The sequence below is a fragment of the Neoroseomonas eburnea genome, assembly GCF_018129005.1.
GTDB lineage: Bacteria > Pseudomonadota > Alphaproteobacteria > Acetobacterales > Acetobacteraceae > Neoroseomonas > Neoroseomonas eburnea.
This window is the reverse complement of sequence record NZ_JAAEDL010000009.1, coordinates 96,692-123,619: the sequence shown is the minus strand read 5'-3', so window position 1 is coordinate 123,619 and position 26,928 is coordinate 96,692. Positions and strand designations below refer to the sequence as shown.

The window sequence follows — 26,928 nt, the reverse complement described above, 5'->3', positions numbered from 1 at the left end:
TTCAGCGGTTCGGATACGGCCTCGGATAGGTGACCTGCTCCGGCGGCCCGGGCGGCCGCACCGGCCCGACCTTGCCGCAGGCGCCGACCAGCAGCGCCAGCGCCAGCACGGCCAGCACCCCGCGTGTCATGCCAGCTTCGCCTTCCACTCCGCGGCCATGGCCGCGACATTGGCCGGCGCCGTGCCGCCGTAGGAGGTGCGCGACCGCACCGAGGCGGCGACCGACAGCACGTCGTACACGCCTTCGTGGATGCGGGGTTCCGCTTCGCGCATCTCCTCGATGGTCAGGCCCGAGAGGTCCACGCCGAGCCCCTCCGCCTTCGCCACCAGCGCGCCGGTGACGTGGTGCGCGTCGCGGAAGGGCATCTTCAGTTCCCGCACCAGCCAGTCCGCGAGGTCGGTCGCGGTGGAGAAGCCTGCGCCGGCCGCCGCCGCGAGGCGCCCGACATCCGGCTTCAGGTCGCGGATCATGCCGGCCATGGCGGCGAGGCTGAGCGTCAGCGTCTCGGCGGCGTCGAAGACGCCTTCCTTGTCCTCCTGCATGTCCTTGAAATAGGTCATGGCGAGGCCCTTCATCACCGTGAGCAAGCCCACCAGCGCGCCGACCACGCGCCCGGTCTTGCCGCGCACCAGCTCGGCCGCGTCCGGGTTGCGCTTCTGCGGCATGATGGACGAGCCGGTGGTGAAGGAATCCGACAGCTTCACGAACCCGAAATAGGGGTTCGTCCAGATCACGATCTCCTCGGCCAGGCGCGACAGATGCGTCGCGCACATCGCGCAGCAGAAGAGGAACTCGGCGGCGAAATCGCGCGAGGCGACGGAATCGAGGCTGTTGCGCGTCGGCCCATCGAAGCCGAGCGCCTTCGCCGTCATGTGCCGGTCGATCGGAAAGCCCGTGCCGGCAAGCGCCGCGGCGCCGAGCGGGCATTCGTTCATCCGCGCCCGGCAATCCCGCAGCCGCGACAGGTCGCGCGAGAGCATCTCGACATAGGCGAGGAAATGGTGCCCCAGCGTCACCGGCTGCGCCGGCTGCAGATGCGTGAAGCCCGGCATCACCGTGCCGGCATGCTCCTCGGCGCGGGCGACCAAGGCGCGCATCACGTCCTGCACCTGGCCCGAGAGCCCGTCGATCGCGTCCCGCACCCAGAGGCGGACATCCAGCGCCACCTGGTCGTTGCGCGACCGCGCGGTGTGCAGGCGCTTGCCGGCGTCGCCGATCATGGCGGACAGCCGCGCCTCCACGTTCATGTGGATGTCTTCCAGGGCCTCGTCGAAGGGGAAGTCCCCCTTCTCGATGCGGTCGCCGATCCTGCCGAGGCCGTCGCGGATCGCCGCCTCGTCATCCGCCGAGATGATCCCCACATGCTTCAGCATCGCGGCATGGGCGAGGGAGCCGCGGATGTCCTGACGCCACATCTTGCGGTCGAAGCCGATCGAGGCATTGATCGCTTCCATGATGGCGGAGGGGCCTTCCGCGAAGCGCCCGCCCCACTGCCGATTGGCGTTGCTGCTCACTGGGGGAATATCTTTCGTGCTGGTTCCGACGCGCCGTTCCGTCCTCAAGGCCGCCCCGGCGCTGGCGGCGGGCGGGACCCTACCCGCCGCGCTTCCGGCGCGGCAAGCCATCGCCGCCCCCCACGGCATGAACCGCCTGCGGGAAGGCGAGGCCGACCTGCCGGATCTGACCTTCACGGATGCCCAAGGCAAGGCCCATGGCATCGCGGATTTCGCCGGTCGCGGGCTGGTGATCAACCTGTGGGCGACCTGGTGCCCGCCCTGCGTGGCCGAGATGCCGGCGCTCGACCGCCTGGCGGCCGCCCTGGCGCGGGAGGCGATCCTGGTGCTGCCGCTCTCCTCCGACCGCGGCGGCGCGCCGGTGGTGCAGGCCTTCTATGAGCGGGCGCGGCTGCAGTCGCTCGGCATCTGGCTCGACCCGCGGGGTGCCGCGGCGCGGGCACTCGGGGCGCGGGGCCTGCCGACCACCGTCATCGTGGATCGGCGCGGGCGGGAAAGGGCGCGGCTCGAAGGCGATGCCGCCTGGGACACGCCGGAATTCGTCGCCCTCATTCGTCGCCTGGCCGGCCAGCGGCCGGCGGAGGCGACGCGCGGCGCCTAGCAGCCTGCCGCATGGGCGCCGGTCGGCAGTTCCGGATCGGGCGTGGCCCCATAGGCAGGACGTTCTGGCGCCGGTGATCGGAGAGGGGCTCTGCCCCTCTCCAAACCTCACCCCGCCAGGGTGCAGTGCACCCTGGACCGCCGGCGCCTGGTGCCGGGCACGACTGCCATGCCGAGATGAAAATGTGTGCTGCGGGCAGGACGCCCGGAAGGAATGCCGGGCGCCGTGCACGGCACCTCCTTCGCCACCGCGAAACTCCCGCCCTGCCCAACACCAAGTCATGGCTTCCAAAGGCCTTTCGGCCTTTGGTGGGGTGAGGCCGGGAGAGGGGCAAAGCCCCTCTCCGGTCCGCTCATTGCCTTGCCTTCGCGCGCATGGGGCGGTGCCCCCTCGATCCGCGCTTCCCGGCCGACGAAGCTCGGGCGCATGAATTCCGTTCGGGCGATGCCGCCTTGAGGGTATTGCTTCGATCGGGCCGGAAATCCGGTTGACACCTCGCCCCGGAAGGCCCGAGGGGGAGGCGGCGCCATGACGATCCCGCCAGTACGAACCTTCCTGCCCGTCCGGAGGCGCCTCGTGCTGCACGTGCCGGGCTACGAGCCGCTGTCGGCCGAGACTCAGCGCCGGCGGCTGGCCCGCACGCTGCACCGCACCGCCGCAAGCTGGGGGCTGACCGCCATGGCCGGCACCGGAGAGGCCTCGGCCGACGGCGTGGTGCTCACCTTCCCCACCCGGCTCACCGGCCCCGACTGGGCGACCGAGGCCGAGATCCGCATCCTATCCTGGGACGACCTGATTGCCCGGGACCTTGCCGTGCCGCTGCCGGCACGGATCCTGCGGGGCGGCGTCGCACTCATGCGCCTGCTGGTGGACGGCACGCTCGCGCGCTACCGCGCGGCACATTGGCGCTACCTGCTTTTCGTCGCGCTGCCGGTGGCCATGCTGGCGGGGGCGCTGTTCGCCGGGCTTGCCGCGGCGTTGCTGCTCGGCGGCTGGGCAGGGGTCGGCCTTGGGCTCGCGCTCGGCATGGCGCTGGTGTTCGCCGCGGACCGGCGGCTGCATCTTGGCCACCTCTTCGCCGACTGGGTCTTCGCCCGCGACCTGGCACGCGGCACGCGGCCGGAACACGCCGCCCGCGTCGCGCGCTTCGCGGCCGAGATCGTCGCTGCCCGCCGCCGGCCCGACGTGGATGAGGTCGTGCTGATCGGCCACAGCCTTGGCATGGCATTGCTGACCGAGGCGCTCGCCGCCGCCCTGGCGCAGGAACCCGAGCCGCCGCGGCCGGCACCGCGCCTGGCTCTGGTCGGGCTCGGATCCTCCCTGCTCAAGATCGCGCTGATGCCGGAGGCGGGGCGGCTGCGGGCGGCGGTGGCGCGCATCGCCGCTGCGCCGGACCTTGCCTGGCTGGAATTCACCTCCCGCCGCGATCTCGTCTCCTTCCACCGGGCCGATCCGGTGGCGGTGCTGGGCCTGTCGGGCCGCGGGCCGCGGCTGGAGCGCATCCACCCCCGCGCCATGCTGGGAACCGCAGCCTGGCGCCGCGTGCGGCGATCCGTGCTGCGCGCCCACCGCATCTACGTGACCGGCAATGGCCGGCGCTATTTCTACGACTGGGGGCTGCTCGCCTGCGGGCCGGGCGCGGCGGGGCACGACCCCTTCCCCGACCGCCTGATCGGCCCCGATGGCGGGCTCGCCACCGCCCCGCTGGAGCACGCCGCGTGACACCCCTGATCGCCAAGCTGCTGCACGGGCTCTGCATGGTCGCCTGGTGGGTCATCCGCCGGCCATTCGAGCGCAAGTCCAAGCGCAACGTGCTGCTGCGCGATGCCATGGACGTGCGGGAGAAGCTGTTGCTGGGCATCTCCCTCACCGGCCTGGGCGTGATTCCCGCCATCTACATCGCGAGCGGCTTCCCGGCGGCGCTGGACCAGCCCTTCTCGCCGGCGCGCGCCATCGCGGGGCTTCTGGTCTTCGTCGCCGCGCTCGCGCTGTTCTACGCCACGCACAAGGCGCTCGGGCGCAACTGGTCGGTCACCCTGGCGGTGCGGCAGGAACACTCGCTGGTGACCGAGGGCGTCTACCGCTTCGTCCGCCACCCGATGTACTCGGCCTTCTGGATGTGGGCGATCGCCCAGGCCCTGACGCTGCAGAACTGGCTGGTCGGCCCGGCGGGCCTGATCGGCTTCGGCACGCTCTACCTGTTCCGCGTCGGGCGGGAGGAAGCGCTGATGCGCGAAACCTTCGGCGCCGCCTGGGACGCCTACGCGGCGCGCACCGCCAGGGTGGTCCCATTCCTGCTCTAACACCAACGGCCCTTTGGAATGACCGGGGAGGGCGGAATTGGAGGGGCTCTGCCCCTCCAAGCCACCCCGCCAAAGGCCCGAGGCCTTTGGAAACCATCATTTGGTGTCGCGCGGTTCAGGCAGTCCAATCGCTTCGGGCAGGTTTCGGCATTGATCCTGACAGTGGCGCACGGCGCCAAGTATCGGTTTCCAAAGGCCTCGGGCCTTTGGTGGGGAGAGCCCGAGAGGGGCAAGGCCCCTCTCGGTTTCACAGGTCAGGCAAACGGGCCATTGGTATAGGAGTCCGCTTGGAAAGTCCGGCACCGGCCGGCCTTCGGGACGTCCTGGCACCGGCGCCGCCGGTCAGGGCAGGGCGCCGAGCCGCCGCTCCACCAGCCCGCGCCATGGCGCATCCGGCGGCGATTCCGCCAGCAGCGCCTGCCACAGCGCCCGCGCATTGGCCGGCCGGCCGCTTTCCGCCTCCACCAGCCCGGCAAGGAAGCGCAGCCGAGGATCGTTCGGCGCTGCCTGAAGGGCGCGGCTGATCCACGGCGTCGCCTCGGCCGGGGCGCCGCGGGCGATCTCGAGCTCCGCGATGTCGCCGGCGAGCCCGGCGTCGAAGCGTGCCTCGATCGCGATCCGCCAGGCGGCGATCGCCGCCTCCGCATTGCCGCGCCCGCGTTCCGCATTGCCGAGCAGCAGATAGCCCTGCCGCGCCTGTTCGCTGCGCGGGTCCAGGGCCGCCAGCCGCTGGCGCACCGTCGCCAGCAGCCCGTCCTCCCGTGCCGCCGCCGCCGCGCGCTCCTCGAAGGTCGCGGAGGGCATGCCGGGGGAGCCGCGCAACAGATAGAGCCCCAGCCCGGCGGCGGCGATCAGCGGCAACAGCGCGACCAGCAGCGCGCTGGCGGGGCCCGAGGTGGTCCCGGTCTCCGCCAGGTCGGCGGCGGCGATCAGCCGGCGCTGGACCTCGATGCGCGCCGCGCGGTGGCCGGCCTCATCCAGGCGTCCGGCTTCCTTCTCGCGGTCGAGCTCGTCGAGCTGGGCGCGGTAGAGCGCCATGTCGGCCTCCCGCCGCCCGCGCGCGGCGCGGGGACGGAACAGGGCGAAGGCAAGCGGCAGCAGCGCCGCCACGGCCAGCGCGGCCAGCGGGATCCAGGTGGTCATGCGCCGTTGCCGCGCTCCAGTTCCGCGAGGCGGCGCCGTTCCGCCTCGGTCAGCGGCGCGGGCTCGATCCCCGACGCGCCAGGGCGCCGCCGGCGCAGCAGGATCGCCGCCAGCCCGCCGCCCAGGGCGATCAGCGGCATGGCCCAGAGCAGCGCCGTCACCGGCGTGAAGGGCGGACGCAGCAGGACGAAGTCGCCGTAGCGGTCGTGGATGAAGCGCATCACCGCCGCATTGTCGTCCCCCGCCGCGACGCGCTCCCGCACGATGCGCCGCAGGTCGCGCGCCAGGTCCGCGTCGCTGTCCTCGATGGACTGGTTCTGACAGACCATGCAGCGCAGCTCGCGGCCGATCTCCTGCGCACGCGATTCGAGCGCCGGGTCGCGCAGACGGTCCTCGGGGCGGCCGACGGCGGCCAGGGCCGGGGCGGCGACCAGCAGGAACGCGAGGATGATCGCGGCGCGGTGAAGCGGGGAGGGCCCTGCCCTCCCCGGAACCCCACCCGCCAAAGGCCGCAGGGCCTTTGGAAACCGACACCTGGGTGGCTGGAGGGAGAGGGACGGCATGCCCATCCCTGCGTGCGGTCGCTCGGCGCCCCTGCCTCCCACTGCCCAATTCATGGTGTCCAGAGGCCCTGTGGCCTCTGGTGGGGGGAGGTCCGGAGGGGAGCAAAGCCCCTCTCCGGTCCCGCGCGCCACATTCGTCACGCGTACCTCCGCAGCAGCGGCCGCAGGTCCCGGTCCAGCGTGTCCGGCGTGATCGGCCCGGCGTAGCGCCAGCGGATCAGCCCCTGCCGGTCGATCAGGTAGGTTTCGGGCACGCCGTAGAGTCCCCAGTCGATCGCGACGCGGCCCGGTTCGTCGCGGCCAAGCTTGGCGAAGGGATTGCCGTGGCGTTGCAGGAAGGCGGCGCCGTCGGCCGCGCGGTCCTTGTAGTTGATGCCGAGGATGCGCACGCCTTCGCGGGCGAGACGCATGAGCTGCGGGTGCTCGACGATGCAGGGCACGCACCAGGACGCCCAGAAGTTCACCAGCACCGGCGCCGGCAGCGGGCCGCGCAGGTCGGCGGCGGACAGCGCGGGCAGGCCGGCGCCTTCGAGCTCCGGCAGGTCGAAATCCGGCGCTGCCCTGCCGAGCAGCGCGGAGGGCACCCCCCGCGGGTCGTACTCGCCGGTCTGCAGGCCGCGCAGCATCGCCCAGAAGCCCGCGCCACCGGCGGCGGCGAGCCCGAGCGGCGCGTAGAGCATCCAGCGCCGGCTGCGCGGGGCGGCGGCGGGGGTTTCGCTCATGCCGGCACCGTGGCGCCCTTCGGCGCCGGCGCGGCCACGCGCATGCGCCGATCGGACAGGGAGAGCATGCCGCCAAATGCCATGATGAGCCCGCCGAACCAGATCCAGGGCGCGAAGGGGTTGTGATGCAGGCGCAGCACCGCGGCGCCGTCCCGTTCCTCGCCGAGCACGGCATAGAGATCGCGCATCGCGTTGGTGTGGATCGCGGCCTCGGCGGTGGTCTGATTGTCGACGACGAAGCTGCGGCGTTCGGGCCGCAGCACCGTGACCACCGCGCCGTCGCGCAGCACCGTCACCGTCGCGCGGCGCGCGCGGTAGTTCGGGCCGGTCACGTCGGACAGGCCGTCCATGCGCCATTCGTAGCCGGCGAGCCGCGTGCTCTGGCCGGGGTTGAGCTGGACGAGCGTGTCGGTCGCGACCCCCATCCCCGCGATGCCGGCGAGACTGACGCCGAGCGCGCCATGCGCGATGGCCGCGCCCCAGGCCGCGCGCGGCAGGCTCAGCGCGCGGCGCCAGGCCTGGGAGGGGCGGCGGAGCAGGCCGATGCGGTCGGCGATGTCCGCCGCCGCGCCGGCCACGAGCCAGGCCGCCAGCGCCATGCCGAGCGCCGGCCAGACCGGATACCCGGCCGCCGCCAGGGAAAGGAAGCCGATGAGCAGCGCCGCCGCCGCCGCCCACCACAGCCTTTGCAGCGCCGCCCACAGATCCGCGCGCTTCCACGGCAGCATCGCGCCGACCGGCATGGCGACGACGAGCGGGATGGCGAGCGGCGCCGTCGCCGTGTTGAAGAAGGGCGGCCCGACCGAGATCTTCGCGCCCGTCAGGATATCCGCGAAGAGCGGCCACAGCGTGCCGGCCAGCACCACCGCCGCGATCGAGCAGATCAGCAGGTTGTTCACCACCAGCGCGCCCTCCCGCGAGATCGGCGCGAAGATGCCGGTCGGCGCGAGCCGCGGCGCGCGCCAGGCGAAGATCGCGAAGGCGCCGGCGACATAGACCATGAGCAGTGCCAGGATGAACACGCCGCGCGCCGGATCGTTGGCAAAGGCGTGCACGCTGTTCAGCACGCCCGAGCGCACCAGGAACGTCCCGAGCAGGCTCATCGCGAAGGCGAGGATCGCGAGCAGCACGGACCAGATCTTCAGCGTGTCCCGCTTCTCGACCACGATCGCCGAATGCAGCAGGGCCGTGCCGGCGAGCCAGGGCAGCAGCGAGGCGTTCTCCACCGGGTCCCAGAACCAGTAGCCGCCCCAGCCGAGCTCGTAGTAGGCCCACCAGGACCCCATGGTGATGCCGACGGTCAGGAAGCACCAGGCGCCGAGCGCCCAGGGGCGCACCCAGCGCCCCCAGGCGGCATCGACGCGGCCTTCGAGCAGTGCCGCCACGGCAAACGCGAAGGTCACCGCATAGCCGACATAGCCGAAGTAGAGCGTCGGCGGATGCATCGCGAGGCCCGGGTCCTGCAGCACCGGATTGAGCCCGCGCCCGTCCATCGGCGGCGGCCAGACCCGCTCGAAGGGGTTGGAGGTGAAGACGATGAACAGCAGGAAGCCCGTCGCGATCCAGCCGAGCACGCCGATCACCCGCGCCTTGAGCGCTGTCGGCAGGTTGCGCCCGAAACCCGCCACCGCCGCCCCGCACAGCGCGAGGATGAGCACCCAGAGGACCATGGACCCCTCGTGGTTCCCCCAGCTCCCGGAGAGCTTGTAGATCAGCGGCTTCGCCGAATGGCTGTTGGCGACGACGTTGGCGACCGTCGTGTCGTTGACCGCAAAGGCCCAGAGCAGGCTGCCGAAGGCAGTGCCGACCGACAGCAGCAGACCCAGGGCCAGCGGCACCGCCGTCGCCATCCAGCGCGCATCGCGCCGCGCGGCACCGACCACCGGCAGCACGGATTGCGCGACAGCGATGACACAGGCGAGGGCCAGCGCGAAATGGCCGAGTTCCGGGATCATGCGGGGTGGTTCCGGTCGGGGTGGGGTGACCGGGGGCTCTGCCCCCTGGACCCCCGCCGGGGACCCGACAGGCTCCCCGGGCCCCTCCATGAATGGGGCGAGTGGCACGCGTGCACGACCACATCGAGGGGCGCAGCATACGCCACCGGCGCCCCGCCCCATCGGAATCGAGGGTCCGGGAGGCTTCTGCCTCCCGGCGGGGGGGGCGGGGGGCTGGCCCCCCGTTCGCCCGCCGCCGAACGAGCGGCCCGCATCATCCCCCGCTCCGTCCATCCGGCTGGCGTGGCGCCGTGTTCCAGCTCGCCGCCGGCGGTGCTGCCCCCTGGGCCGGGTTCCAATGCCCCGCGCGGCGCAACGCGTCGGCGACTTCGGGCGGCATGTAGGTCTCGTCGTGGCGGGCGAGCACTTCGCTCGCGCGGAAGCTGCCATCCGGCTGCAGCCTGCCGAGGGTGACGACCCCCTGGCCTTCCCGGAACAGGTCCGGCAGCACGCCGGTATAGGTCACGGTGATGGTGTTCGGCCCGTCGGTCACCCGGAAGGTCGCGCTGGGCCGGCCGTCGCTGGCGGTGACGCGTTCGACGCTGCCGGCCTCGACCAGGCCCCCGAGGCGGAAGGCGCGCTCGGCCGGCGGGCGCTGGGCGATCACGTCGGAGGGCGAGAGGAAGAAGACCAGGTTGTCCTGGAAGGCCGTCAGCGTCAGCGCGGTGGCGGTGCCGAGCCCGAGCCCTGCCAGGAGCAGGACCATCAGCCGGCGCTTCTTGCGGGTCATGGGTCTATGCCTCGGAGGCCGGTGCGGTATCCGGCGCCCTGCAGATATGAAGGCCGGGTGCCCCCGGCGTTGACGCAGCGCAAGTCACGGCCGTTCGCCCCGCGGGTCGAGCTGCGCCAGCAGCCGCTTCGCCGCGCGGTGCCGCGCGGCGGCGCCGATCGCGAGCGAACCGAAGACCACCAGCGTCAGCAGGTAGGAGACGGCGATGTGCCACCAGTGCAGGGTCATGCCGGTGCCCCTTCCTCACGCCGCGCGCGGGCGAGCTGCAGGGCACGGACGCGCCGCTCCATCACCGCCGCGCGGGTGCGCGCCAGCACCACGGCGGCGAAGAGCAGCGAAAAGCCGATCGCGCAGACCAGGAGCGGATAGAGGATGTCCACATGCATCCCCGGCGCATCCAGCCGTGCCACGGAGGCCGGCTGGTGCAGCGTGTTCCACCAATCCACCGAGAACTTCACGATCGGCACGTTGACGATGCCGACCAGGGCGAGGATGGCGCCGGCCCTGGCGCCGCGCTCCGGGTCGTCGAAGGCGCGGACCAGCGCGGCATGGCCGAGCCAGAGGAAGAACAGCACCAGCACCGAGGTCAGGCGCGCATCCCACACCCACCAGGTGCCCCACATCGGCTTGCCCCAGAGGCTGCCGGTGGCGAGGCACAGCGCGGTGGCCGCGGCGCCGACGGGGGAGAGCTCCCGCGCCGTCAGGTCCGCCAGCGGATGCCGCCAGACCAGCGACATGACAGACAGGGCGGCGAGCCCCGTGTAGCCGCCCATGGCGAGCCAGGCCATCGGGACATGGACGTACATGATCCGGACGGTCTCGCCCTGCTGCCAATCGGCCGGCGAAAGCACCAGACCCCAGACCAGACCGGCGCCAAGCACCAGCAGCGCGGCCGCCCAGAGGAACGGCATCAGCCGCCCGGTCGCCCGCAGGAAGCGGCCGGGATTGGCGAAACGGTGGAGGCTCCGCCCCCCGGGGTTCGGCCGGGCGGCGGTGGCTCCGGTGCCGGCGGTCAGGCGTCCATCCACATCCCCTAACTAGGCGAAAGGCGCGGGTTATTGAAGCCGCGCCCTGGCGGCGTTACGTCCGATGGCGATCGCGACGCCCCCTGCCGGGGCGACAGGGGGTGGGATGCTCTTCGCCGTGACCATCGAGGACAGGACCGGCATGGCCGCGACGCGCCGCGCCGTGCGGGCGGCGCATCTCGACTGGCTGGAGCAGCACCGGGAGATGCTGGTCATCGCCGGCCCGGTGATGGACGCCGAGGGCAACTCGATCGGCTCCGTCCGCGTGATCGAGGCGCCGGACCGCGCCGCGGTGGAGGCGTTGACGGCTGGCGACCCCTTCGCCAAGGCGGGCTGCTTCGCGCGGGTGTCGATCAACCCGTACCGCATCGTCTTCAAGGACGGGATGAAGGCCGAATGACCAGGGGTCGCAACTACTGGCTGGTGAAGTCCGAGCCCGACGCCTTCTCCTGGGATCAGCAGGTCGGGAACGGGGTGGAACCCTGGACCGGCGTGCGCAACCACATGGCCAAGGCCAACCTGGCGGCGATGAAGCTTGGCGATCTCGCCTATTTCTACCATTCGAATGTCGGCAAGGAGATCGTCGGCGTGGTGGAGGTGGTGCGGGAAGCCTACCCCGACCCCAGCGCCGAGGCCGGCAGCCCCTGGGTCTGCGTCGACATGAAGGCGGTGGCGGCGATGCCGCAGCCGGTGACGCTCGCCGCCATCAAGGCGGAACCGAAGCTCGAAGGGATCGCGCTGGTGCGGATGTCGCGGCTTTCGGTCATGCCGATCTCGCCGGCGCACTGGCAGATCCTGGCGAAGATGGGCGGGTGGACCGGCCGGTGAAGACGATTGCCGAGCGCGTGCTCTGCACGCTGGAGGATATCCCGGACGGCAATTCCAGGGGCTTCCCGGCGGCGCCCGGGGCCTTCACCGGCCTGTTCGCCGTGCGCCGCGGCCACCAGGTCTGGGTCTACGTGAATTCCTGCCCGCATATCGGCGTGCCGCTGGACCCTGTGCCCGACCGCTTCCTGGACACCAGGAAGCAGAACATCGTCTGCTCGACCCACGGCGCGCGCTTCCGCATCGAGGACGGCATTTGCACCTCCGGCCCCTGCTACGGTGAGGCGCTGGAGCGTGTGCACGCGCGTATCGACGAGGACGGCCGCGTGCTGGTGCCGGAGGATGCGGGGCTTTAGAGACGGTTCGGAAAGTCCGGCACCGGCCCCGGAAGCTCGCCGCGAGGCGCGTTTCCAAACGGGCTCCGAGCGGACCTGCGGGGAAACCCGGTCAGGCCCGATGGGCATGAGCATGAGGACGGGCGAAGGGGCGGCGGCCCGCAGGCGCGGAGATCGCAGGCGGAGAGGGGCTTTGCCCCGCTCCGGACCTCTCCCCACCAAAGGCCGCAGGGCCTCTGGAAACCGGGACCCGGCGCCGGGCCACAAGGTTGGGACAGGACGATTCAGGCGCATCCTGCATCGTAGGCGCAGGACTTCCGGCCCTCGGCCTCGCGTCGGCAATCTGTGACAATCGCCGAACCGCGATGCCCGGTGCCAATTCGCCGCGGTCCAGGGGCCCGTGGGCCCCTGGCGGGCTGGCTTGGAGGGGCAGCGCCCCTTCAACTTTCCGCCCTTCGGCGCGCGGCCCCTCCCCGCAGCCCCGACGCGCTCCCGTGTCCAGGGAGGCCGCATCATCGCCTCGCCACCGATCCGCCACGCCCGCCACCGATCCGCCGCGATCGCCCCGAAAGCACCTTGCCGCCGCCTCGCGGGCGCCTGTGCCGGCCGGTCTCATCCTCCCTGCGCTTGGACCAACAAGGAGGACCAGATGCGCCAGATCTCCCGGACCGCCCTTCTCGCCACCGGCCTCATGCTCGTTGCCGGAGCCGGCTTCGCCCAGGGCGGTGCTCCGCAGACCGTGATCGGCGGCGGTGCCACCACCCCCGCGGCCCCCGCGACACAGGGCCAGGCCCAGCCCGCCCGCCCGGCCACCCCGGCTGCCCCCGCCGCGCAGGCGACACGCCCGGCGACCCCCGCGACGCCTGCCGCGCCGACCGCGCAGGCCAACCGCCCGGCAACTCCCGCCAATCCGGCCGGCACGGCCACCGGGGCTGCGCAGCACCGGGCGACGCCCGCCGTGCCGCAGGCCGGCAAGCCGGCCACGAGCCCGGCGGAGCCGCGCACCCAGGCCGCGACGCCCGCGACCCCCGCGACCCGGACCAACTGACGCGCCATCCCTTCCCGCCCGCCCGGTTCCCCCGACCGGGCGGGCACCTGCCCGCCATGCCGATGCGGCGATTGACCTGAATCAACGCAAGGCGGCAAATCCCAGGCCAGAGAAACGCAAGGTCAGGGAGGCCAGCCCATGGCAGACGACATCATCGCCGTGAAGCCCGCGATCGCCGCCAAGGCACGCATCGACGCCGCCAGGCGCGAGGCGATGGTCGCAGCCGAAGCGAAGGACGCCGAGGCGTTCTGGCGCGGCGAGATGACCCGCATCGCCTGGATGAAGGAGCCGACGAAGATCAAGTCGGTCGACTTCCATGGCGACATCTCGATCAGGTGGTTCGAGGATGGCATTCTGAACGCCTCCGTCTCCTGCCTCGACCGGCACCTCGCCACGCGCGGCGACCAGGTGGCGATCATCTGGGAAGGCGATGACCCCAACAGCGACGCGAAGGTGACCTATCGCGAGCTGCATGCGCGCGTCTGCAAGCTGGCCAACGCCATGCGGCGGCTCGGCGTGAAGAAGGGCGATCGCGTCTGCATCTACCTGCCGATGATCGTCGAGGCGGCGGTCGCCATGCTCGCCTGCGCGCGGGTGGGCGCGATCCATTCGATCGTCTTCGGCGGCTTCTCACCCGACAGCCTCGCGTCCCGTATCCAGGATTCCGAATGCACACTGCTGATCACCGCCGATGAAGGCCGCCGTGGCGGGCGCAAGGTGCCGCTCAAGGCCAATGCCGACGAGGCGCTGCTGACTTGCCCCTCCGTGCGCCACGTCATCGTCGCCAAGAACACCGGCGGCGCGGTCGAGATGATGAAGGGCCGCGACCACTGGTGGGACACGATCACCGCTGGCGAAGGCGAGACCTGCGAGCCCGAGAAGATGAACGCGGAGGATCCGCTCTTCATCCTCTACACCAGCGGCTCCACCGGCAAGCCGAAGGGCGTGCTGCACACCACCGGCGGCTACCTGGTCTGGGCGTCCTTCACGCACGAGAACGTCTTCGACTACCGCGACGGCGAGGTCTACTGGTGCACCGCCGATGTCGGCTGGGTGACCGGCCACACCTACATCGTCTACGGCCCGCTCGCGAACGGCGCGACCACGCTGATGTTCGAGGGCGTGCCGAGCTGGCCCGACAATGGCCGCTTCTGGCAGGTCTGCGCCAAGCACAAGGTCAACATCTTCTACACCGCGCCGACCGCCATCCGCGCCCTGATGCGCGACGGCGAGGGGCCGGTGAAGAAGCACGATCGCTCCTCACTGCGCATCCTCGGTTCGGTGGGCGAGCCGATCAATCCGGAAGCCTGGCTGTGGTACTACCGCGTGGTGGGCGAGGAACGCTGCCCGATCGTGGACACCTGGTGGCAGACCGAGACCGGCGGCATCCTGATCTCCCCGCTGCCGGGCGCGGTCGCGCTCAAGCCCGGCTCCGCCACCCTGCCGCTGCCCGGCGTGAAGCCCGCGCTGGTGGACAACGAGGGCAACATCCTCGAGGGCGCGACCGAGGGCAACCTGGTCATGCTGGACGCCTGGCCCGGCATGATGCGGACCATCTACGGCGACCATGCGCGCTTCGGTCAGACCTATTTCTCGACCTTCAAGGGCATGTACTTCACCGGCGACGGCGCCCGCCGCGATGAGGACGGCTACTACTGGATCACCGGCCGCGTCGACGACGTGATCAACGTCGCCGGCCACCGCATGGGCACGGCGGAGGTGGAAAGCGCCCTCGTCGCGCATCCGGCGGTGGCGGAAGCCGCCGTCGTCGGCATGCCGCATGAGCTCAAGGGCCAGGGCATCTACTGCTACGTCACGCTGAAGACCGGCGTGGAGCCGACCGAGGTGCTGCGCAAGGAGCTGGTGGCCTGGGTGCGCAAGGAGATCGGCCCGATCGCCACGCCGGACGCCATCCAGTGGGCGCCGGGCCTGCCCAAGACGCGCTCCGGCAAGATCATGCGCCGCATCCTGCGCAAGATCGCCGCGAACGAGACCGAAGGGCTGGGCGACACCTCCACCCTCGCCGATCCCGGCGTGGTGCAGGAGCTGATCGACAACAAGGTGGGGTGACGGCGGCGGGATGGAGGCTGCGCGGTACCGGGATGTCTATATCGCGGGGCCGGACCTGGTGGCCCCGGTGCTGCGTGGCGTCGTCCCTCCGGTGGACGGCGCTCCCTATCGCATCAGCCCCTTCTTCCCGCCCTCGGCGCGGGATGTCTTCGCCGAGGTGGTGGAACGCATCCGCGCCGGCGCCCTGACCGGGCGGCAGACCGCGAACGCCTGCTGGTGCGCGCTGGTCTCGCCGCCCGAGATCGCCTGCCTGATCGACGAGGTCTACGGCTCGGCGGCCGATGATTCGCCGCGCCTGTCGGCGCTTCGCCGCTTCGTCGCGGCGCTGCCGGGGGATTGCCAGTTCTCGCTGGTGGCGCTGGCCTTCTGACACCTTTGGCCCGGTTGCCTGACCTGTGGAACCGAGAGCAGCTTTGCCCCTCTCGGGCTCTCCCCGCCAAAGGCCTCGGGCCTTTGGAAACCATCATCTGGTGCCGCGCGGTTCAGGCAGTCCAATCGCTTCGGAGCGGGCTTCGTGCGCAAGGGCGGGTTTCGGCACTGATCCTGACAGTGGCGCACGGCGCCAGGTATCGGTTTCCAAAGGCCTTTCGGCCTTTGGCGGGGTGGCTTGGAGGGGCAGGGCCCCTCCAATTCCGCCCTCACCGGTCATTCCAAAGGGCCGTTGGTAGAAACCCGCGCCCTTTGGCCGTGGGTGTGCTTGCGGCGGCGGTGCCCGGCCCATCGCGCCTGGTGGTCGCGGCGGCTGCCGGCGGACGGGATCAATGTCGCGTCCACCAGCGTGCCGCTGCGCACCGCGACGCCCTTGGCCTCGAATTGGCGCCTCACCGCCTCGAACGGCGCGCGGTCCAGGCCGTGCCGGACCGGTTCGCGCCGGAAGCGGACGAAGGCGGTGCGCTCCGGCGTCGGCTCGCGGGCCGCGAAGCCGCAGAACCGGCGGAAGCTGGCGCGGTCGTCCAGCGCCTCGGCCAGCCGCACGTCGGAGAGGTCGTGCCACGTGGCCAGCAGCAAGCCCCGGAACAGCGCCAGCGGCGGCCAGCCGGCCTCGCCCTTCGCGGCGGCCGAGATGCCGGCCAGGTGGCGGTCGATCTCCCTCCAGCCGAGCATGGCCGCGAGTTCGGACAGCGACGATGCCGAGCGCGCCTCCGGCCGCGCGACGAGCTCCTCCTGCCCAATCCGCCGCCGTGCCATCGCCGCATCCCCCCAAGGACAGCAGGGCATCGGAGCGCGCCGCGTCGCAGCAAGCACATCCGCGCACGGGCCTGATCATGCGGCTTCCGCCTGCCTCGGCTCGCCGCAACCACCCTGGATCGGCGTCCTTGCGCACATCTCAGCCCGCGCAGGCGATTCCACCCGGACGGAATCGGCACCAGGCCCGCTTGCGTGCCGGCGGCACCTCCCGGGCAGACACGGAACCGCTCCCTCGCGCCATCCAGGCTTCCGATGTCACGGGTTCCAAGGGCCCTTCGGCCCTTGGCGGAGGAGCTTGAGGGGGCCGCGCCCCTTCAACCGCATCACCCCCAGGGATTGCGCCTGCGCGCCCCCCAGGGCCCCGCCGACTGCGGCGCCGGCGCCGACCATCCGCCGCCCTGTCCCATCCGCGCCGCGATCTGCTGCAATGCCGCCACCCGGTTCTCGGTGCGCGGATGCGTCGAGAACAGGTTGTCCATCCGTGCTCCGCTCAGCGGGTTGATGATGAACATGTGTGCCGAGGCCGGGTTCGCCTCGGCGCCGTAGTTCTGGATCTGGTGGGCGTAGTTCTCGAGGCGCTGCAGAGCCGATGCGAGGGCGAGCGGATTGCCGCAGATCTCCGCGCCCAGGCGGTCGGCCTCGTATTCGCGGGACCGGCTGATGGCCATCTGCACCACCGCGGCGGCGAGCGGTGCGAGGATCAGCATCAGGATCATCGCGATCGGGCCGAAGGGGCTCTGGTTCCGGTCGCGGTTGCCGCCGAAGATCATGCCGAAATTCGCCAGCATCGAGATCGCGCCGGCGACTGTCGCCGTGACCGTCATGATCAGCGTATCGCGGTTGCGGATGTGCGCGAGCTCATGAGCGATGACGCCCGCCACCTCCTCTTCCGGCATCAGGTCGAGCAGGCCGGTGTTCACGGCGACGGCGGCATTGGAAGGGCTGCGGCCGGTGGCGAAGGCGTTGGGCTGGTCCTCGTGGATGACGTAGAGCGCCGGCATGGGCAGTCCGGCGTGGTGCGCGAGCTGCGCCGTCATCTCGTAGAGCCTCGGCGCATCCTGCGGGCCGATCGGCTGCGCATTGTGCATGCGCAGGACCATCCGGTCGCTGTTCCACCAGGCGAACAGGTTCATGCCGCCGGCGAAGAGCAGCGCCAGCACCATCCCCTGCTGCCCGGCGATGGCGAAGCCGAGCGCGCCGAACAGCGCCGTCAGCGCCGCCAGCAGAACAACTGTCCGCAGGTAGCCGCCCATGTCCAAGCCTCCGCAGAACACCTACATCACCATGGCCATGACCGAGACGACAAACAACGACCCCCCGCCCGCTCCGAAGCCGGACACGAAGCCCGAGGCACCGCTGAAACCGAAGGAGATCGGCGGGCCGAGCGGGCCCGAGCCGACCAGGTTCGGGGATTGGGAACGCAAGGGGCGGGTGAGCGATTTCTGAAGGTCGGGGGAGGGTGAACCTCCCCCGAACCCCCTCCCTTTTCTGTCATTTGGGAACTGACTCCCGAAGTCACTTCCCAAATGACAGAGAAGGTTGGGGGGTGCGGGGGGAAGTTCCCTTCCCCCCGCCTTCGCGACTCGGGCGGCTCCCGCGCACAGACCGCGAACGTGCTGGTGCCCATCAGCCCTGAGCCGCCACAAACCCTTGATATCCGCCGATCACGCGACTCGGCTCCACGGAGTCAGCGATTCGTTCGCGCGACTCGGACCAAGTGTCTGATTCACCGTGGGGCGAACTCCCCGAATCCTGCCATTGAATCACCTTCTGTTCCGAAAGGTCCCGATCTCGTTACGCTGGCCGTCGCGCCAGCAACCAGGCGAGCGCCAGCAGCAGCACCGCGCCCATTGCGAGCGCCACGCCGAGCCCGACCGTCGCCTCCCCGAGCCCGAAGGCCACCGGCCCGAGCGACTGCCCGGTGAAGAAGGAGAAGGCGTGCAGCGAGACGGCGCTGCCGCGGAACTGCGGCGAGAGCTCGGTCGCGCGAGTCTGGATGGCGTTGTGGATCATGTAGAAGGCGGTGCCGAGCAGGAACCCGGCCGCGACCGCGACCCACAAGGCCGGCGCCACCGCGAAGCCCATGAGCGCCGCGAAGCCGAGCAGCCCACCGAGCCGCACCACGTTGGCCGGCCCGAAACGCGTCAGCAGCGGCCGCGCCATGGCGGCATAGGCCAGGCCCCCTGCGCCGAAGGCGCCGATCGCGAGGCCGGCCTCCGTCGTGCCGCCGATGCCGCGTCCGATCATCAGCGGCGCGAGGAAGGGGAAGGACCCAAAGACCAGGCCCCCTTCCATCGCGACCGTGGCGTAGAGAGGGATGGCCGAGGGATTCGCCAGGATGGCGCGGTAGCGCTTGGCGGCCACCACCGGGTCGTAGCGCGTGCGCGGTTCGGGCGTCGCGCCGCGGCTGGCGGAAATCAGCGCCGCCGCGCCAACCACGGCGGCGATGGCGCAGAGCACCAGCATCCCCCGCCAGCCGGCGACTGCGGCGACCGGCCCGGCGATCGCCCCGCCGGCGATCTGCCCGCTGATGCCGAAGACCAGCATGCGGGACAACGCCACCTGGCGGTCCCTCAGCGGCACCGCATCGGCCATGATGGCGAGCGTCAGCGGCATCATGCCGCCGGCCGCGGCACCCGACAGCGCGCGGAAGGCCATCAGCCAGCCGAGCGAGGCGGCGACGGCGGACGCCGCCAGCATCAGCGCGAGCAGGCAGACGCAGACCGTCACCACCCGGCGCTTGCCGACGGCGTCGGCGACCGGACCGAGGACGGGCTGCACGAAGGCGAAGGGCAGCGTGTAGGCGGTGCCGAGCAGCGCCGCATGGGCCGCGGTGGTGCCGAAATCCACGGCGATCTCGGCGACGACCGGGTCGGTGGCGCGGGTGGCCAGTGCGCCGGCAAAGACCGCCGGCCCGTACATGGCAAGGACGCGGCGCATGCGCGCGCGGCTCGAAGCGGCATCCTCGTCCGGGGTGGTAGGTGTCATGCGGACATGCTGCGCCGCAGCGAAACCGGCCACAAGCCGCGCCGCCCGCAATGCTTTGCCGCGCCGCGCGCAGCCCGATACGCTGCCGCCCAAAGCAGGGGACGGAAGTATGGCCGAGACGATGACCCTCGCGGAGGGCGCGGCGCCGCCCGCCGAGCATGTGGACGTGCTGATCGTCGGCGCCGGCATTTCCGGCATCGGCGGCGCCTATCACCTCCAGGACCAGTGCCCCGGGCGCAGCTTCGTGGTGCTCGAGGCGCAGGACGGCTTCGGCGGCACCTGGCGCACGCACCGCTACCCGGGCATCCGGTCCGACAGCGACCTCTACACCTTCGGCTATCGCTTCAAGCCCTGGGTCGGCCCGCCCATCGCGACGGCCGAGGAAATCCTGAAGTACATGGGCGAGGTGATCGACGAGAACGGCCTCGGCCGCTTCATCCGCTACGGCCACCGCATCCGGTCCGCGCGCTGGGATTCGGCGACGAATCTCTGGACCATCGAGGCCGTGCGGAAGGATGGCACCACGGCACGCTTCACCGCGAACTTCCTCTGGATGTGCCAGGGCTACTATCGCCATGAGGAGGGCTACACGCCCGAATGGCCGGGGATGGACCGCTTCCGCGGGCGCATCGCGCATCCGCAGACCTGGCCGGAGGAGCTGGACTACCGCGGCAGGCGCGTGGTGGTGATCGGCTCCGGCGCCACGGCGGCGACGATCGTGCCCGCCATGGCGAATGATGCCGCGCATGTGACGATGCTGCAGCGCTCGCCCACCTTCTTCCGCACCGGGCGCAACGCCATCGAGATCGCCGACGAATTGCGGATGCTCGGCATCAACGAGGAATGGATTCACGAAATCGTGCGGCGGAAGATCCTGTTCGAGCAGGCGCGCTTCATCGACCGCACCCACAGCGAGCCGGAGAAGGTGAAGCAGGAACTGCTCGACCAGGTCCGCGCACATCTCGGGCAGGATTACGACGTCGCGACGCATTTCACCCCGCGCTACCGGCCCTGGCAGCAGCGGCTCGCCTTCATCCCGGATGCCGACCTGTTCCGCGGCATTGCCGCCGGCCGCGCCTCCGTCGTCACCGACGAGATCGAGACCTTCACCGAGACCGGCCTGCTGCTGAAGTCGGGCAAGACGCTGGAGGCGGACATCATCGTCACCGCCACTGGCTTCCATCTGAACGTGCTCGGCGACATCGACGTCGCCATCGACGGCAGGCCGCTGGTGTTCGGCGACACCGTGACCTACCGAGGCATGATGTTCACCGGCGTGCCGAACATGGCCTGGGTGTTCGGCTACATCCGCGCCGCCTGGACATTGCGCGCCGACATGGTGGCGGATTTCGTCTGCCGGCTGCTGGACCGCATGGAAGCGACCGGCGCGAAACGCGTCGAGGTCGCGCTGCGGCCGGAGGACCACAACATGCCGCTCGGCCCCTGGATCGACCCGGAGGAGTTCAGTTCGGGCTACGTGGCGCGCGGCAACCACCTGCTGCCGAAGCGCGGCGACAAGCCCGAGTGGCAGCACGCCCACGACTACTGGGCGGAGAAGGACGCGATCCCGGCGATCGACCTGGCGGATCCGGCTTTCGTCTACCGCTGAGCCGGGGCTGGCTCGGCGGCCGCGCGCGAAACCAGGGCATTGCTACGGTGTCAGCCGAAAGGCTGGCGGCATGACGAGACCTGTGCGCGGATGTGCGGCTGAAGGCGATCTGAGGCTCCGGGGGCGCGCAGGCGAGAATGCGGTCGGGCGTCCCCTCCCGAGGATGGCCTGTCGATCGCGCGCGGGCAGACGCGTCCCGTCGCATGTCGTCGCGTCGCGCATGATCGCATTGGCAGAGCGCGTGCCGCCGAAGGCAGTGTCGCCGTACACCTCGCCCGGATCGTCGGGCAGCACCGCCGCGAGTTCGGCTGCGTCATGGACGTTCGCCGTCGTGACCTCGACGCCGCGGACCAGCCCGGCGCCCTCGTCGGCGGCGAGGTGCGCCTTGTAGCCGTGGGTGTGCTTGCGGCGGCGGTGCCCGGCCCATCGCGCCTGGTGGTCGCGGCGGCTGCCGGCGGACGGGATCAATGTCGCGTCCACCAGCGTGCCGCTGCGCACCGCGACGCCCTTGGCTTCGAATTGGCGCCTCACCGCCTCGAACGGCGCGCGGTCCAGGCCGTGCCGGACCGGTTCGCGCCGGAAGCGGACGAAGGCGGTGCGCTCCGGCGTCGGCTCGCGGGCCGCGAAGCCGCAGAACCGGCGGAAGCTGGCGCGGTCGTCCAGCGCCTCGGCCAGCCGCACGTCGGAGAGGTCGTGCCACGTGGCCAGCAGCAAGCCCCGGAACAGCGCCAGCGGCGGCCAGCCGGCCTCGCCCTTCGCGGCGGCCGAGATGCCGGCCAGGTGGCGGTCGATCTCCCTCCAGCCGAGCATGGCCGCGAGTTCGGACAGCGACGATGCCGAGCGCGCCTCCGGCCGCGCGACGAGCTCCTCCTGCCCAATCCGCCGCCGTGCCATCGCCGCATCCCCCCAAGGACAGCAGGGCATCGGAGCGCGCCGCGTCGCAGCAAGCACATCCGCGCACAGGTCTCATGAGATTCCCAGCCAGAGGCGAGGATCGAAGGCGAAAGGGTCGATGCTCTCGATACGAGCCCGATCCGCCGCCGGATGGGTCGGGTTCAGCAGCAGGTTTCGCGCGGCGGGGACGATCACCGAGGGCACGCTCAGGACCGGGCTGCGAGCCTCGGCCAGCCAGGCATCGCCCACGGTGCGCGGATCTTCCGGCAGCGTTTCCAGCACCTCCACCGGGCCGGGCAGCGCGACGCGCAGCAGCACATAGTCCGCGGGCAGCAGGTCCGGCGGCAGGTCGAGGTGGACGCGGACCTCCAGCACCGCCAACGCGGGATGATCGGCGAAATACACGACACGCCGGCCAGGACTGTTCCAGCGGCCGCCGAAGCGGCGCGCGCCCTCCCCGGACAGGTCCGCGAAGGGGCGGCGAACCAGGCGCCAGCCGGTCAGGCAGCGATCCCGTGCGCGATGCGGCCCAGAAGGGTCTCCACCTGCCGGGCGCCGATCTCGGTGTCGAGCCGGTCGAGCGGCGCCTCCCCGCCCAGGGCCGTGGTCGGGCGCCGCAGCCAGATGCCGGCCTTGGCGCGGTCGGCGAAGGTCGCCTCGGCTTCCTCGACGACACGCAGCACGCGCAGCAGACGGTCGGATTGGTCCGGCGTCAGCCGCCCCTTGGCGCGGCGATGCGCCAGCGTCTTGCGCGGAATGGCGAGGCGGTCGAGCTCAGCCGCCGTGACGCGGCCGGAGGCCAGCGCGTCATCCACCGCGGAGACCGGCAGGCCGGCACGGACGGCGGCGATCAGGTCGGGGGTGGGGGCGTCGAGGGCGAAGGCGGACATGGCGATATGCCCGTAGCATGTGGGGATATCGCCGGGCAAGGACAAGCGGGGAGGCCGCCGCCCTCCCCGTACCCCTCCCGCCGAGGGCCGAAAGGCCCTCGGAACCCTGTACGTCAGGGCCGGATGGCTGCGAGGCCGGCGTCCGCATCGGTCAGGAGGAAGAGGAAGCCTCGGTCGATCGCCAAGGCGAGACGCCGAACGATCCGTGGTGATGCCGGCGATACCGAACGGCGTCCCGAAGCTGATCCGAGGACCGGTTCCGCCCCGCCGACATGGTCGGGAGGCCCTTCAATCCCGAAGGTCCAGGAAACTGAGTTTCCTGGCGGTGGGAGCGCGTGGGAGGCGGCGCCTCCCTCGCATCACGTTCGTCCCGCCTCCGGTGCTCGGCCGTTGCGCGGCCTGCGCCCTTCGGCGATCGGATGGATCACGCCGCTTCGGATTCCGCCCGCCGCGCGTGCTTCTTCCGCTCGTGCGGATCGAGGTAGCGCTTGCGCAGCCGCACGGCCGAGGGCGTCACCTCCACCAGCTCGTCGTCCTCGATGTAGGCGATCGCCTGTTCGAGCGACATGCGCCGGGGCGGAATGAGCAGCAGCGCCTCGTCCTTGCCGGCGGCGCGGATGTTGGTGAGCTTCTTTTCCTTGATCGGATTCACGTCGAGGTCGTTGTCGCGCGAGTTCTCGCCGAGGATCAGCCCGACATAGACCTTGTCGCCCGGGTTCACGAAGAGCGTGCCGCGCTCCTGCAGGTAGAACAGCGCGTACTGCACCGCTTCGCCATCGGCGTTGGAAATCAGCGAGCCGTTGCGCCGCCCCTCGATCGCGCCCGCCCAGGGCTGATAGCCGAGGAACAGCCGGTTCATCATCCCGGTGCCGCGCGTGTCGGTCAGGAATTCGCCATGGTAGCCGATCAGCCCGCGCGAGGGGATGTGGAAGGTCAGGCGCACCTTGCCGCCGCCGGAGGGCCGCATGTCCTGCATCTGGCCCTTGCGGAGGGACATCTTCTCGACGACGACGCCCGAGTAGGTCTCATCGACGTCGATCAGGCATTCCTCGAAGGGTTCTTCCTTCTCGCCCGTCTCGGGGTTGTCGCGCGTCAGCACGCGGGGGCGGCCGATGGTCAGCTCGAAGCCCTCGCGGCGCATCTGCTCGATGAGCACGCCGAGCTGGAGTTCGCCGCGGCCGGCGACTTCGAAGGCGTCCACTTCCTCGCTGATCTTCACGCGGATGGCGACGTTGCCTTCGGTTTCCTTGAACAGGCGGTCGCGGATCTGGCGCGACGTGACCTTCTTGCCCTCGCGGCCGCCGAGCGGGCCGTCGTTGATGCGGAAGGTCATCGCCAGCGTCGGCGGGTCGACCGGGATGGCGGGCAGCGGCGCCGTCACTTCGGGGGAGGCGATGGTGTCCGGGATGGTCGCGTCGGACAGGCCGGCGATGGCGATGATGTCGCCCGCCCGGACCTCGTCCACCGGCACGCGCTCAAGGCCGGAGAAGGTCATCAGCTTGGTCAGGCGGCCCGTCTCGACCACCGAGCCGTCCTGGCGCAGCACGCGGACCGGCATGTTCAGCCTGGCGACGCCCTGCGCGACGCGCCCGGTCAGGATGCGGCCGAGGAAGTTGTCGGATTCGAGGATCGACGCATTCATCGCGAAGGGGGCGTCGAAATCGACCTGCGGTGCCGGCACGTGGCTCAGGATCAGGTCGAACATCGCCGAGAGGTCCTTGCGCGGCCCCTCCATCGAGGTATCGGCCCAACCCTGGCGGCCCGAGGCGAACAGGGTGTGGAAGTCGAGCTGCTCGTCCGTCGCGCCGAGCGCGGCGAAGAGGTCGAAAACCTCGTCATGCACCTCGTGCGCGCGGGCGTCCTGGCGGTCCACCTTGTTGATGACGACGATCGGCTTGAGTCCGCGCGCCAGCGCCTTGGTCAGCACGAACTTGGTCTGCGGCAGCGGGCCCTCGGCGGCGTCGCACAGCACGATGGCGCCGTCCACCATGGACAGGATGCGCTCGACCTCGCCGCCGAAATCGGCGTGGCCGGGGGTGTCCACGATGTTGATCTTCACGCCCTTCCATTCCACCGCGGTGGACTTGGCGAGGATGGTGATGCCGCGCTCGCGCTCCAGGTCGTTGCGGTCGAGCGCGCGCTCGGCGACCTGCTGGTTGGCGCGGAAGGCGCCGGCCTGCTTGAGAAGCTGGTCCACCAGCGTGGTCTTGCCGTGGTCAACGTGCGCGATGATCGCGACGTTGCGGATGTCTGCGGCGCTCATCGCGCTCTCCTCGGTCTGTGCGCCGCGCATCGGGTACGCGGCAAGCCGCACCCCTGCCCCGGTCGTGGGCGGGCGGCGCGGCCTTTTGGTCGGGCGGATTGTTGCGGCGCACACTTAAAGCGTCAGGGCTGGGAAGGCTAGGAAAAAAGCCTTGCCCTTCGCGCATGGCGGCCCGCGGCGAGGAACGGGGGGAATGTCGCCGCGGGCCGCCCCATGACGGCGCCGCGCGGGGCAGGGGGGGGGGGGGGAGGCCAGGCGCCCCGCGCGGCCGCCGTCACAGGCCCTGGGCGCGGGACAGGCTCGCCGCCTCGGCGATCAGCGTCGCGGCGGCTGCCCTGTCGCGACGCGCGATCGCGGCGCGCGCCTCAGCCATGCGGGCGACCGGCCCGTCGCGCATCGGCGTCGTTTCGGTGCCCGCGATGGTGGAGCGGGTCAGGGCGAGTGTCTCAGCCCGTTCCAGCAGTTCGTTCGCCAGCGGCAGGCGACCCTGCCGCGCAGCCTGTTCGGCCTGGACCAGCAGGGCATCGACCTGCTGAGCCCCGACGCGGTCGGCCTGCGCCGCGACGCGATCACCGCCGTTCAGCGGCGAATTTCCGGGGACGCCTTGCGCCAGCGCCGGCATCGCCGCCAGTCCCACACCAAGTATGGCGAGGCGAATTGCATGTTTGCGCATGATGTTCTCCTCTCTCTCTTTTGGATGTCCCAAACAGCAGGAGAAGTGTGGCGGTTTCATGCCCGGCATCCATCACAGTTATTACATTTTCGTGATCGAAGAATATTCCTGATGATGGACTCCCTGGCATCTCGAATTCACGGGATATGCATCTCGCAATGCCATCTTGCTGTGCGGTGACTACAAAGAATCGATGTGTTCAAAATGAATTTCTTGACGGATGTCGGATGGTATGGCGGCGTCCGGGACGGCTCGAACACCCGTGCACGCGCCCACGCGCCCGCGCGCCGCTCCGCGCGCGGCGGCGCCCCCTGGGTGGCCATGTCGGGACGCGAACCGGTGCGGCCGAAGGGAATCCCCCTTTCGGCGCCATCCCGGCCGCGCTCACCTGCCGCAGAGCCATGGCAAAGAGGTCGCCCGCCAGGCTCGACGACATGGTGCGCGGGGCAGATGAGGCGGCCGCGCACGGAACCCGGACCGTGATACAGCGCCAGCCGAACGGCTGGCCGAAATCAGCCGAGCGCGGAGGCCACGCCCTTCGGCCCGCCGGCGACCAACGCCTTGAGGTCCGCCTGCGGCCGCGCACCGAAATGGGAGATCGCCTCGGCCGCCGCGACGGAGGCCCAGCGGCCGCATTCCGGCAATGCCTGGCCGGCCGTCAGCGCCGCCAGGAAGCCGGCGGCGTAGGCATCGCCCGCGCCGGTGGTGTCGACCACCGTGGTCGGTGCGGCGGCGATGGCGTGGGTCGTCTCGCCAGCGATGATGAGACTGCCCTGCTCGCTGCGCGTCAGCGCGGCGAGCGCGACGTCCTGGCGCGCCGCAGCCGCGGCTTCCTCGAACGAGGAGGCGTGGTAGAGGGCGCGGATCTCCGCCTCGTTGGCGAAGAGAATGTCGGCCTCGTCGCGGACGAAGGCGCGGAAGGCGTCGCGATGGCGCTCGACGCAGAAGGGGTCGGACAGGGTGATCGCCACCTTGCGCCCGGCGGCGTGCGCGATGCGCGCCGCGGCGCGGAAGGCGGCCTGCGCCGCCGGCGGGTCGAACAGGTAGCCTTCGAGATAGGTGACCTGCGCGCCGGCCACCGCCACCGGATCGACGTCGTGTTCCCCGAAGGTGACGCAGGCGCCGAGGAAGGTGTTCATCGTCCGCTGCCCGTCCGGCGTCACCAGGATCAGGCAGCGCGCGGTCGGGGCGCCGCCCTTCAGCGGCGCGGTCGGGAACCGCACGCCGGCGGCGGTGATGTCATGGCGGAAGACCTGGCCCAGCGCGTCGTCCGCCACCTTGCCGAGATAGCCGACCCTGGCGCCGAGTGCGGCCGCCGCCGCGCAGGTATTGGCCGCCGAGCCGCCGCTGCTTTCCACCCCCGGGCCCATGTCGGCGTAGATGCGCTCGGCGTCCTCGGGCCCGATCAGCGCCATGCCGCCCTTGGCCATGCCGTGACGGGCGAGGAAGGCGTCCTCGGACCGTGCCAGCACGTCCACGATGGCGTTGCCGATGCCGAGGATGTCGAGGGTGGTCATGGAGGCGGGCCTTCCTGAGGGATCGCCGCCCA

General features: G+C 71.1%; 29 protein-coding genes. 11 read left to right on the top strand and 18 right to left on the bottom strand.

The features are described 5' to 3' along the window. Position 1 precedes the first annotated feature (1 nt). Both GXW74_RS28390 and argH read right to left on the bottom strand, forming a co-directional pair. Positions 2-130, bottom strand: a complete 129-nt coding sequence (locus tag GXW74_RS28390) for a hypothetical protein (protein ID WP_272877267.1) — start codon at positions 128-130, stop codon at positions 2-4. Further along, positions 127-1,515: an argininosuccinate lyase gene (argH, locus tag GXW74_RS11320; RefSeq protein ID WP_338148210.1), complete on the bottom strand. Its 1,389-nt coding sequence runs from the start codon at positions 1,513-1,515 to the stop codon at positions 127-129. Before argH ends, GXW74_RS28390 begins: the two co-directional genes overlap by 4 nt. A 16-nt stretch (positions 1,516-1,531) precedes the next feature. Between argH and GXW74_RS11315 the strand changes: the two genes are divergently transcribed. The 3 genes from GXW74_RS11315 to GXW74_RS11305 all read left to right on the top strand — a co-directional run bounded on the left by GXW74_RS11315 (position 1,532) and on the right by GXW74_RS11305 (position 4,419). Next, positions 1,532-2,116, top strand: coding sequence for a TlpA family protein disulfide reductase (locus GXW74_RS11315; protein ID WP_338148209.1), 585 nt, complete (start codon positions 1,532-1,534; stop codon positions 2,114-2,116). A gap of 528 nt (positions 2,117-2,644) precedes the next feature. Beyond that, complete coding sequence (locus GXW74_RS11310; protein ID WP_211846609.1) at positions 2,645-3,838, top strand: hypothetical protein; 1,194 nt, start codon at positions 2,645-2,647, stop codon at positions 3,836-3,838. Beyond that, on the top strand, positions 3,835-4,419 hold the full coding sequence (locus tag GXW74_RS11305) for a protein-S-isoprenylcysteine O-methyltransferase (protein WP_211846608.1): 585 nt from the start codon (positions 3,835-3,837) through the stop codon (positions 4,417-4,419). Before GXW74_RS11310 ends, GXW74_RS11305 begins: the two co-directional genes overlap by 4 nt. 342 nt (positions 4,420-4,761) lie before the next feature. On the opposite strand, the gene ccmI is transcribed toward GXW74_RS11305, so the two are convergent. The 7 genes from ccmI to GXW74_RS11270 form a co-directional block, all read right to left on the bottom strand. Beyond that, positions 4,762-5,562 (bottom strand): c-type cytochrome biogenesis protein CcmI, encoded by an 801-nt coding sequence (gene ccmI / locus GXW74_RS11300; RefSeq protein WP_211846607.1) that lies wholly within the window; start codon positions 5,560-5,562, stop codon positions 4,762-4,764. Further along, on the bottom strand, positions 5,559-6,068 hold the full coding sequence (locus GXW74_RS11295; protein WP_246523208.1) for a cytochrome c-type biogenesis protein: 510 nt from the start codon (positions 6,066-6,068) through the stop codon (positions 5,559-5,561). The genes ccmI and GXW74_RS11295 overlap by 4 nt, the downstream gene beginning before the upstream one ends. Positions 6,069-6,262: 194 nt before the next feature. Then, positions 6,263-6,847: a DsbE family thiol:disulfide interchange protein gene (locus GXW74_RS11290; RefSeq protein WP_211846605.1), complete on the bottom strand. Its 585-nt coding sequence runs from the start codon at positions 6,845-6,847 to the stop codon at positions 6,263-6,265. Further along, the gene (locus GXW74_RS11285) at positions 6,844-8,802 is read right to left on the bottom strand and encodes a heme lyase CcmF/NrfE family subunit (RefSeq protein ID WP_211846604.1); all 1,959 of its coding nucleotides are present in this window, start codon (positions 8,800-8,802) and stop codon (positions 6,844-6,846) included. The genes GXW74_RS11290 and GXW74_RS11285 overlap by 4 nt, the downstream gene beginning before the upstream one ends. 253 nt (positions 8,803-9,055) lie before the next feature. After that, entirely contained in the window at positions 9,056-9,571 is a 516-nt protein-coding gene (ccmE, locus tag GXW74_RS11280) for a cytochrome c maturation protein CcmE (RefSeq protein ID WP_211846603.1), read from the bottom strand. An 84-nt stretch (positions 9,572-9,655) separates the two neighbouring features. Next, on the bottom strand, positions 9,656-9,799 hold the full coding sequence (locus tag GXW74_RS11275) for a hypothetical protein (RefSeq protein WP_211846602.1): 144 nt from the start codon (positions 9,797-9,799) through the stop codon (positions 9,656-9,658). After that, positions 9,796-10,599: a heme ABC transporter permease gene (locus GXW74_RS11270; protein ID WP_408903868.1), complete on the bottom strand. Its 804-nt coding sequence runs from the start codon at positions 10,597-10,599 to the stop codon at positions 9,796-9,798. Before GXW74_RS11270 ends, GXW74_RS11275 begins: the two co-directional genes overlap by 4 nt. 61 nt (positions 10,600-10,660) lie before the next feature. On the opposite strand from GXW74_RS11270, the gene GXW74_RS11265 reads away from it, so the two are divergent. The 6 genes from GXW74_RS11265 (at position 10,661) to GXW74_RS11240 (ending at position 15,244) form a co-directional block, all read left to right on the top strand. Beyond that, complete coding sequence (locus tag GXW74_RS11265; RefSeq protein ID WP_246523207.1) at positions 10,661-10,996, top strand: YciI family protein; 336 nt, start codon at positions 10,661-10,663, stop codon at positions 10,994-10,996. Then, on the top strand, positions 10,993-11,424 hold the full coding sequence (locus GXW74_RS11260) for an EVE domain-containing protein (RefSeq protein WP_211846601.1): 432 nt from the start codon (positions 10,993-10,995) through the stop codon (positions 11,422-11,424). Before GXW74_RS11265 ends, GXW74_RS11260 begins: the two co-directional genes overlap by 4 nt. Continuing rightward, a complete protein-coding gene (locus tag GXW74_RS11255; protein WP_338148208.1) occupies positions 11,421-11,777 on the top strand; it encodes a Rieske (2Fe-2S) protein in 357 nt (118 codons plus the stop codon). The genes GXW74_RS11260 and GXW74_RS11255 overlap by 4 nt, the downstream gene beginning before the upstream one ends. A gap of 628 nt (positions 11,778-12,405) precedes the next feature. Next, entirely contained in the window at positions 12,406-12,804 is a 399-nt protein-coding gene (locus GXW74_RS11250; protein ID WP_211846600.1) for a hypothetical protein, read from the top strand. A gap of 138 nt (positions 12,805-12,942) precedes the next feature. Further along, on the top strand, positions 12,943-14,874 hold the full coding sequence (gene acs, locus GXW74_RS11245; RefSeq protein ID WP_211846599.1) for an acetate--CoA ligase: 1,932 nt from the start codon (positions 12,943-12,945) through the stop codon (positions 14,872-14,874). Between the two features lie 10 nt (positions 14,875-14,884). After that, positions 14,885-15,244, top strand: a complete 360-nt coding sequence (locus tag GXW74_RS11240) for a hypothetical protein (protein WP_211846598.1) — start codon at positions 14,885-14,887, stop codon at positions 15,242-15,244. Between the two features lie 275 nt (positions 15,245-15,519). Here GXW74_RS11240 and GXW74_RS11235 read toward each other — a convergent pair whose 3' ends face one another. Further along, entirely contained in the window at positions 15,520-16,062 is a 543-nt protein-coding gene (locus GXW74_RS11235) for a transposase (RefSeq protein WP_211846597.1), read from the bottom strand. A 323-nt stretch (positions 16,063-16,385) separates the two neighbouring features. Further along, the gene (gene htpX / locus GXW74_RS11230; protein WP_211846596.1) at positions 16,386-17,315 is read right to left on the bottom strand and encodes a zinc metalloprotease HtpX; all 930 of its coding nucleotides are present in this window, start codon (positions 17,313-17,315) and stop codon (positions 16,386-16,388) included. Here htpX and GXW74_RS11225 point away from each other — a divergent pair. Then, positions 17,314-17,508 carry a succinate dehydrogenase assembly factor 4 gene (locus tag GXW74_RS11225; RefSeq protein WP_408903867.1) on the top strand — a complete coding sequence of 65 codons (195 nt, stop codon included), beginning with the start codon at positions 17,314-17,316 and terminating at the stop codon, positions 17,506-17,508. The two genes, htpX and GXW74_RS11225, sit on opposite strands and share 2 nt — an antisense overlap. Before the next feature lie 348 nt (positions 17,509-17,856). Here the strand turns inward: GXW74_RS11225 and GXW74_RS11220 are convergent, their stop codons facing one another. Beyond that, positions 17,857-19,050 (bottom strand): MFS transporter, encoded by a 1,194-nt coding sequence (locus tag GXW74_RS11220; protein ID WP_211846595.1) that lies wholly within the window; start codon positions 19,048-19,050, stop codon positions 17,857-17,859. Between the two features lie 109 nt (positions 19,051-19,159). On the opposite strand from GXW74_RS11220, the gene GXW74_RS11215 reads away from it, so the two are divergent. Then, on the top strand, positions 19,160-20,659 hold the full coding sequence (locus GXW74_RS11215; protein WP_211846594.1) for a flavin-containing monooxygenase: 1,500 nt from the start codon (positions 19,160-19,162) through the stop codon (positions 20,657-20,659). 42 nt (positions 20,660-20,701) lie between these two features. On the opposite strand, the gene GXW74_RS11210 is transcribed toward GXW74_RS11215, so the two are convergent. The 6 genes from GXW74_RS11210 to GXW74_RS11185 all read right to left on the bottom strand — a co-directional run bounded on the left by GXW74_RS11210 (position 20,702) and on the right by GXW74_RS11185 (position 26,896). Next, the gene (locus GXW74_RS11210) at positions 20,702-21,553 is read right to left on the bottom strand and encodes an IS5 family transposase (protein WP_211846593.1); all 852 of its coding nucleotides are present in this window, start codon (positions 21,551-21,553) and stop codon (positions 20,702-20,704) included. Between the two features lie 72 nt (positions 21,554-21,625). Continuing rightward, positions 21,626-22,042: an RES family NAD+ phosphorylase gene (locus GXW74_RS11205; RefSeq protein ID WP_272877274.1), complete on the bottom strand. Its 417-nt coding sequence runs from the start codon at positions 22,040-22,042 to the stop codon at positions 21,626-21,628. A gap of 11 nt (positions 22,043-22,053) precedes the next feature. Further along, the gene (gene parS / locus GXW74_RS11200; protein ID WP_211846592.1) at positions 22,054-22,443 is read right to left on the bottom strand and encodes a type II RES/Xre toxin-antitoxin system antitoxin; all 390 of its coding nucleotides are present in this window, start codon (positions 22,441-22,443) and stop codon (positions 22,054-22,056) included. A gap of 424 nt (positions 22,444-22,867) precedes the next feature. Continuing rightward, a complete protein-coding gene (gene typA / locus GXW74_RS11195) occupies positions 22,868-24,706 on the bottom strand; it encodes a translational GTPase TypA (protein ID WP_211846591.1) in 1,839 nt (612 codons plus the stop codon). A gap of 274 nt (positions 24,707-24,980) precedes the next feature. Beyond that, positions 24,981-25,379, bottom strand: a complete 399-nt coding sequence (locus GXW74_RS11190) for a hypothetical protein (RefSeq protein WP_211846590.1) — start codon at positions 25,377-25,379, stop codon at positions 24,981-24,983. Between the two features lie 512 nt (positions 25,380-25,891). Continuing rightward, positions 25,892-26,896 (bottom strand): adenosine kinase, encoded by a 1,005-nt coding sequence (locus tag GXW74_RS11185; RefSeq protein WP_246523206.1) that lies wholly within the window; start codon positions 26,894-26,896, stop codon positions 25,892-25,894. Positions 26,897-26,928: the final 32 nt, after the last annotated feature.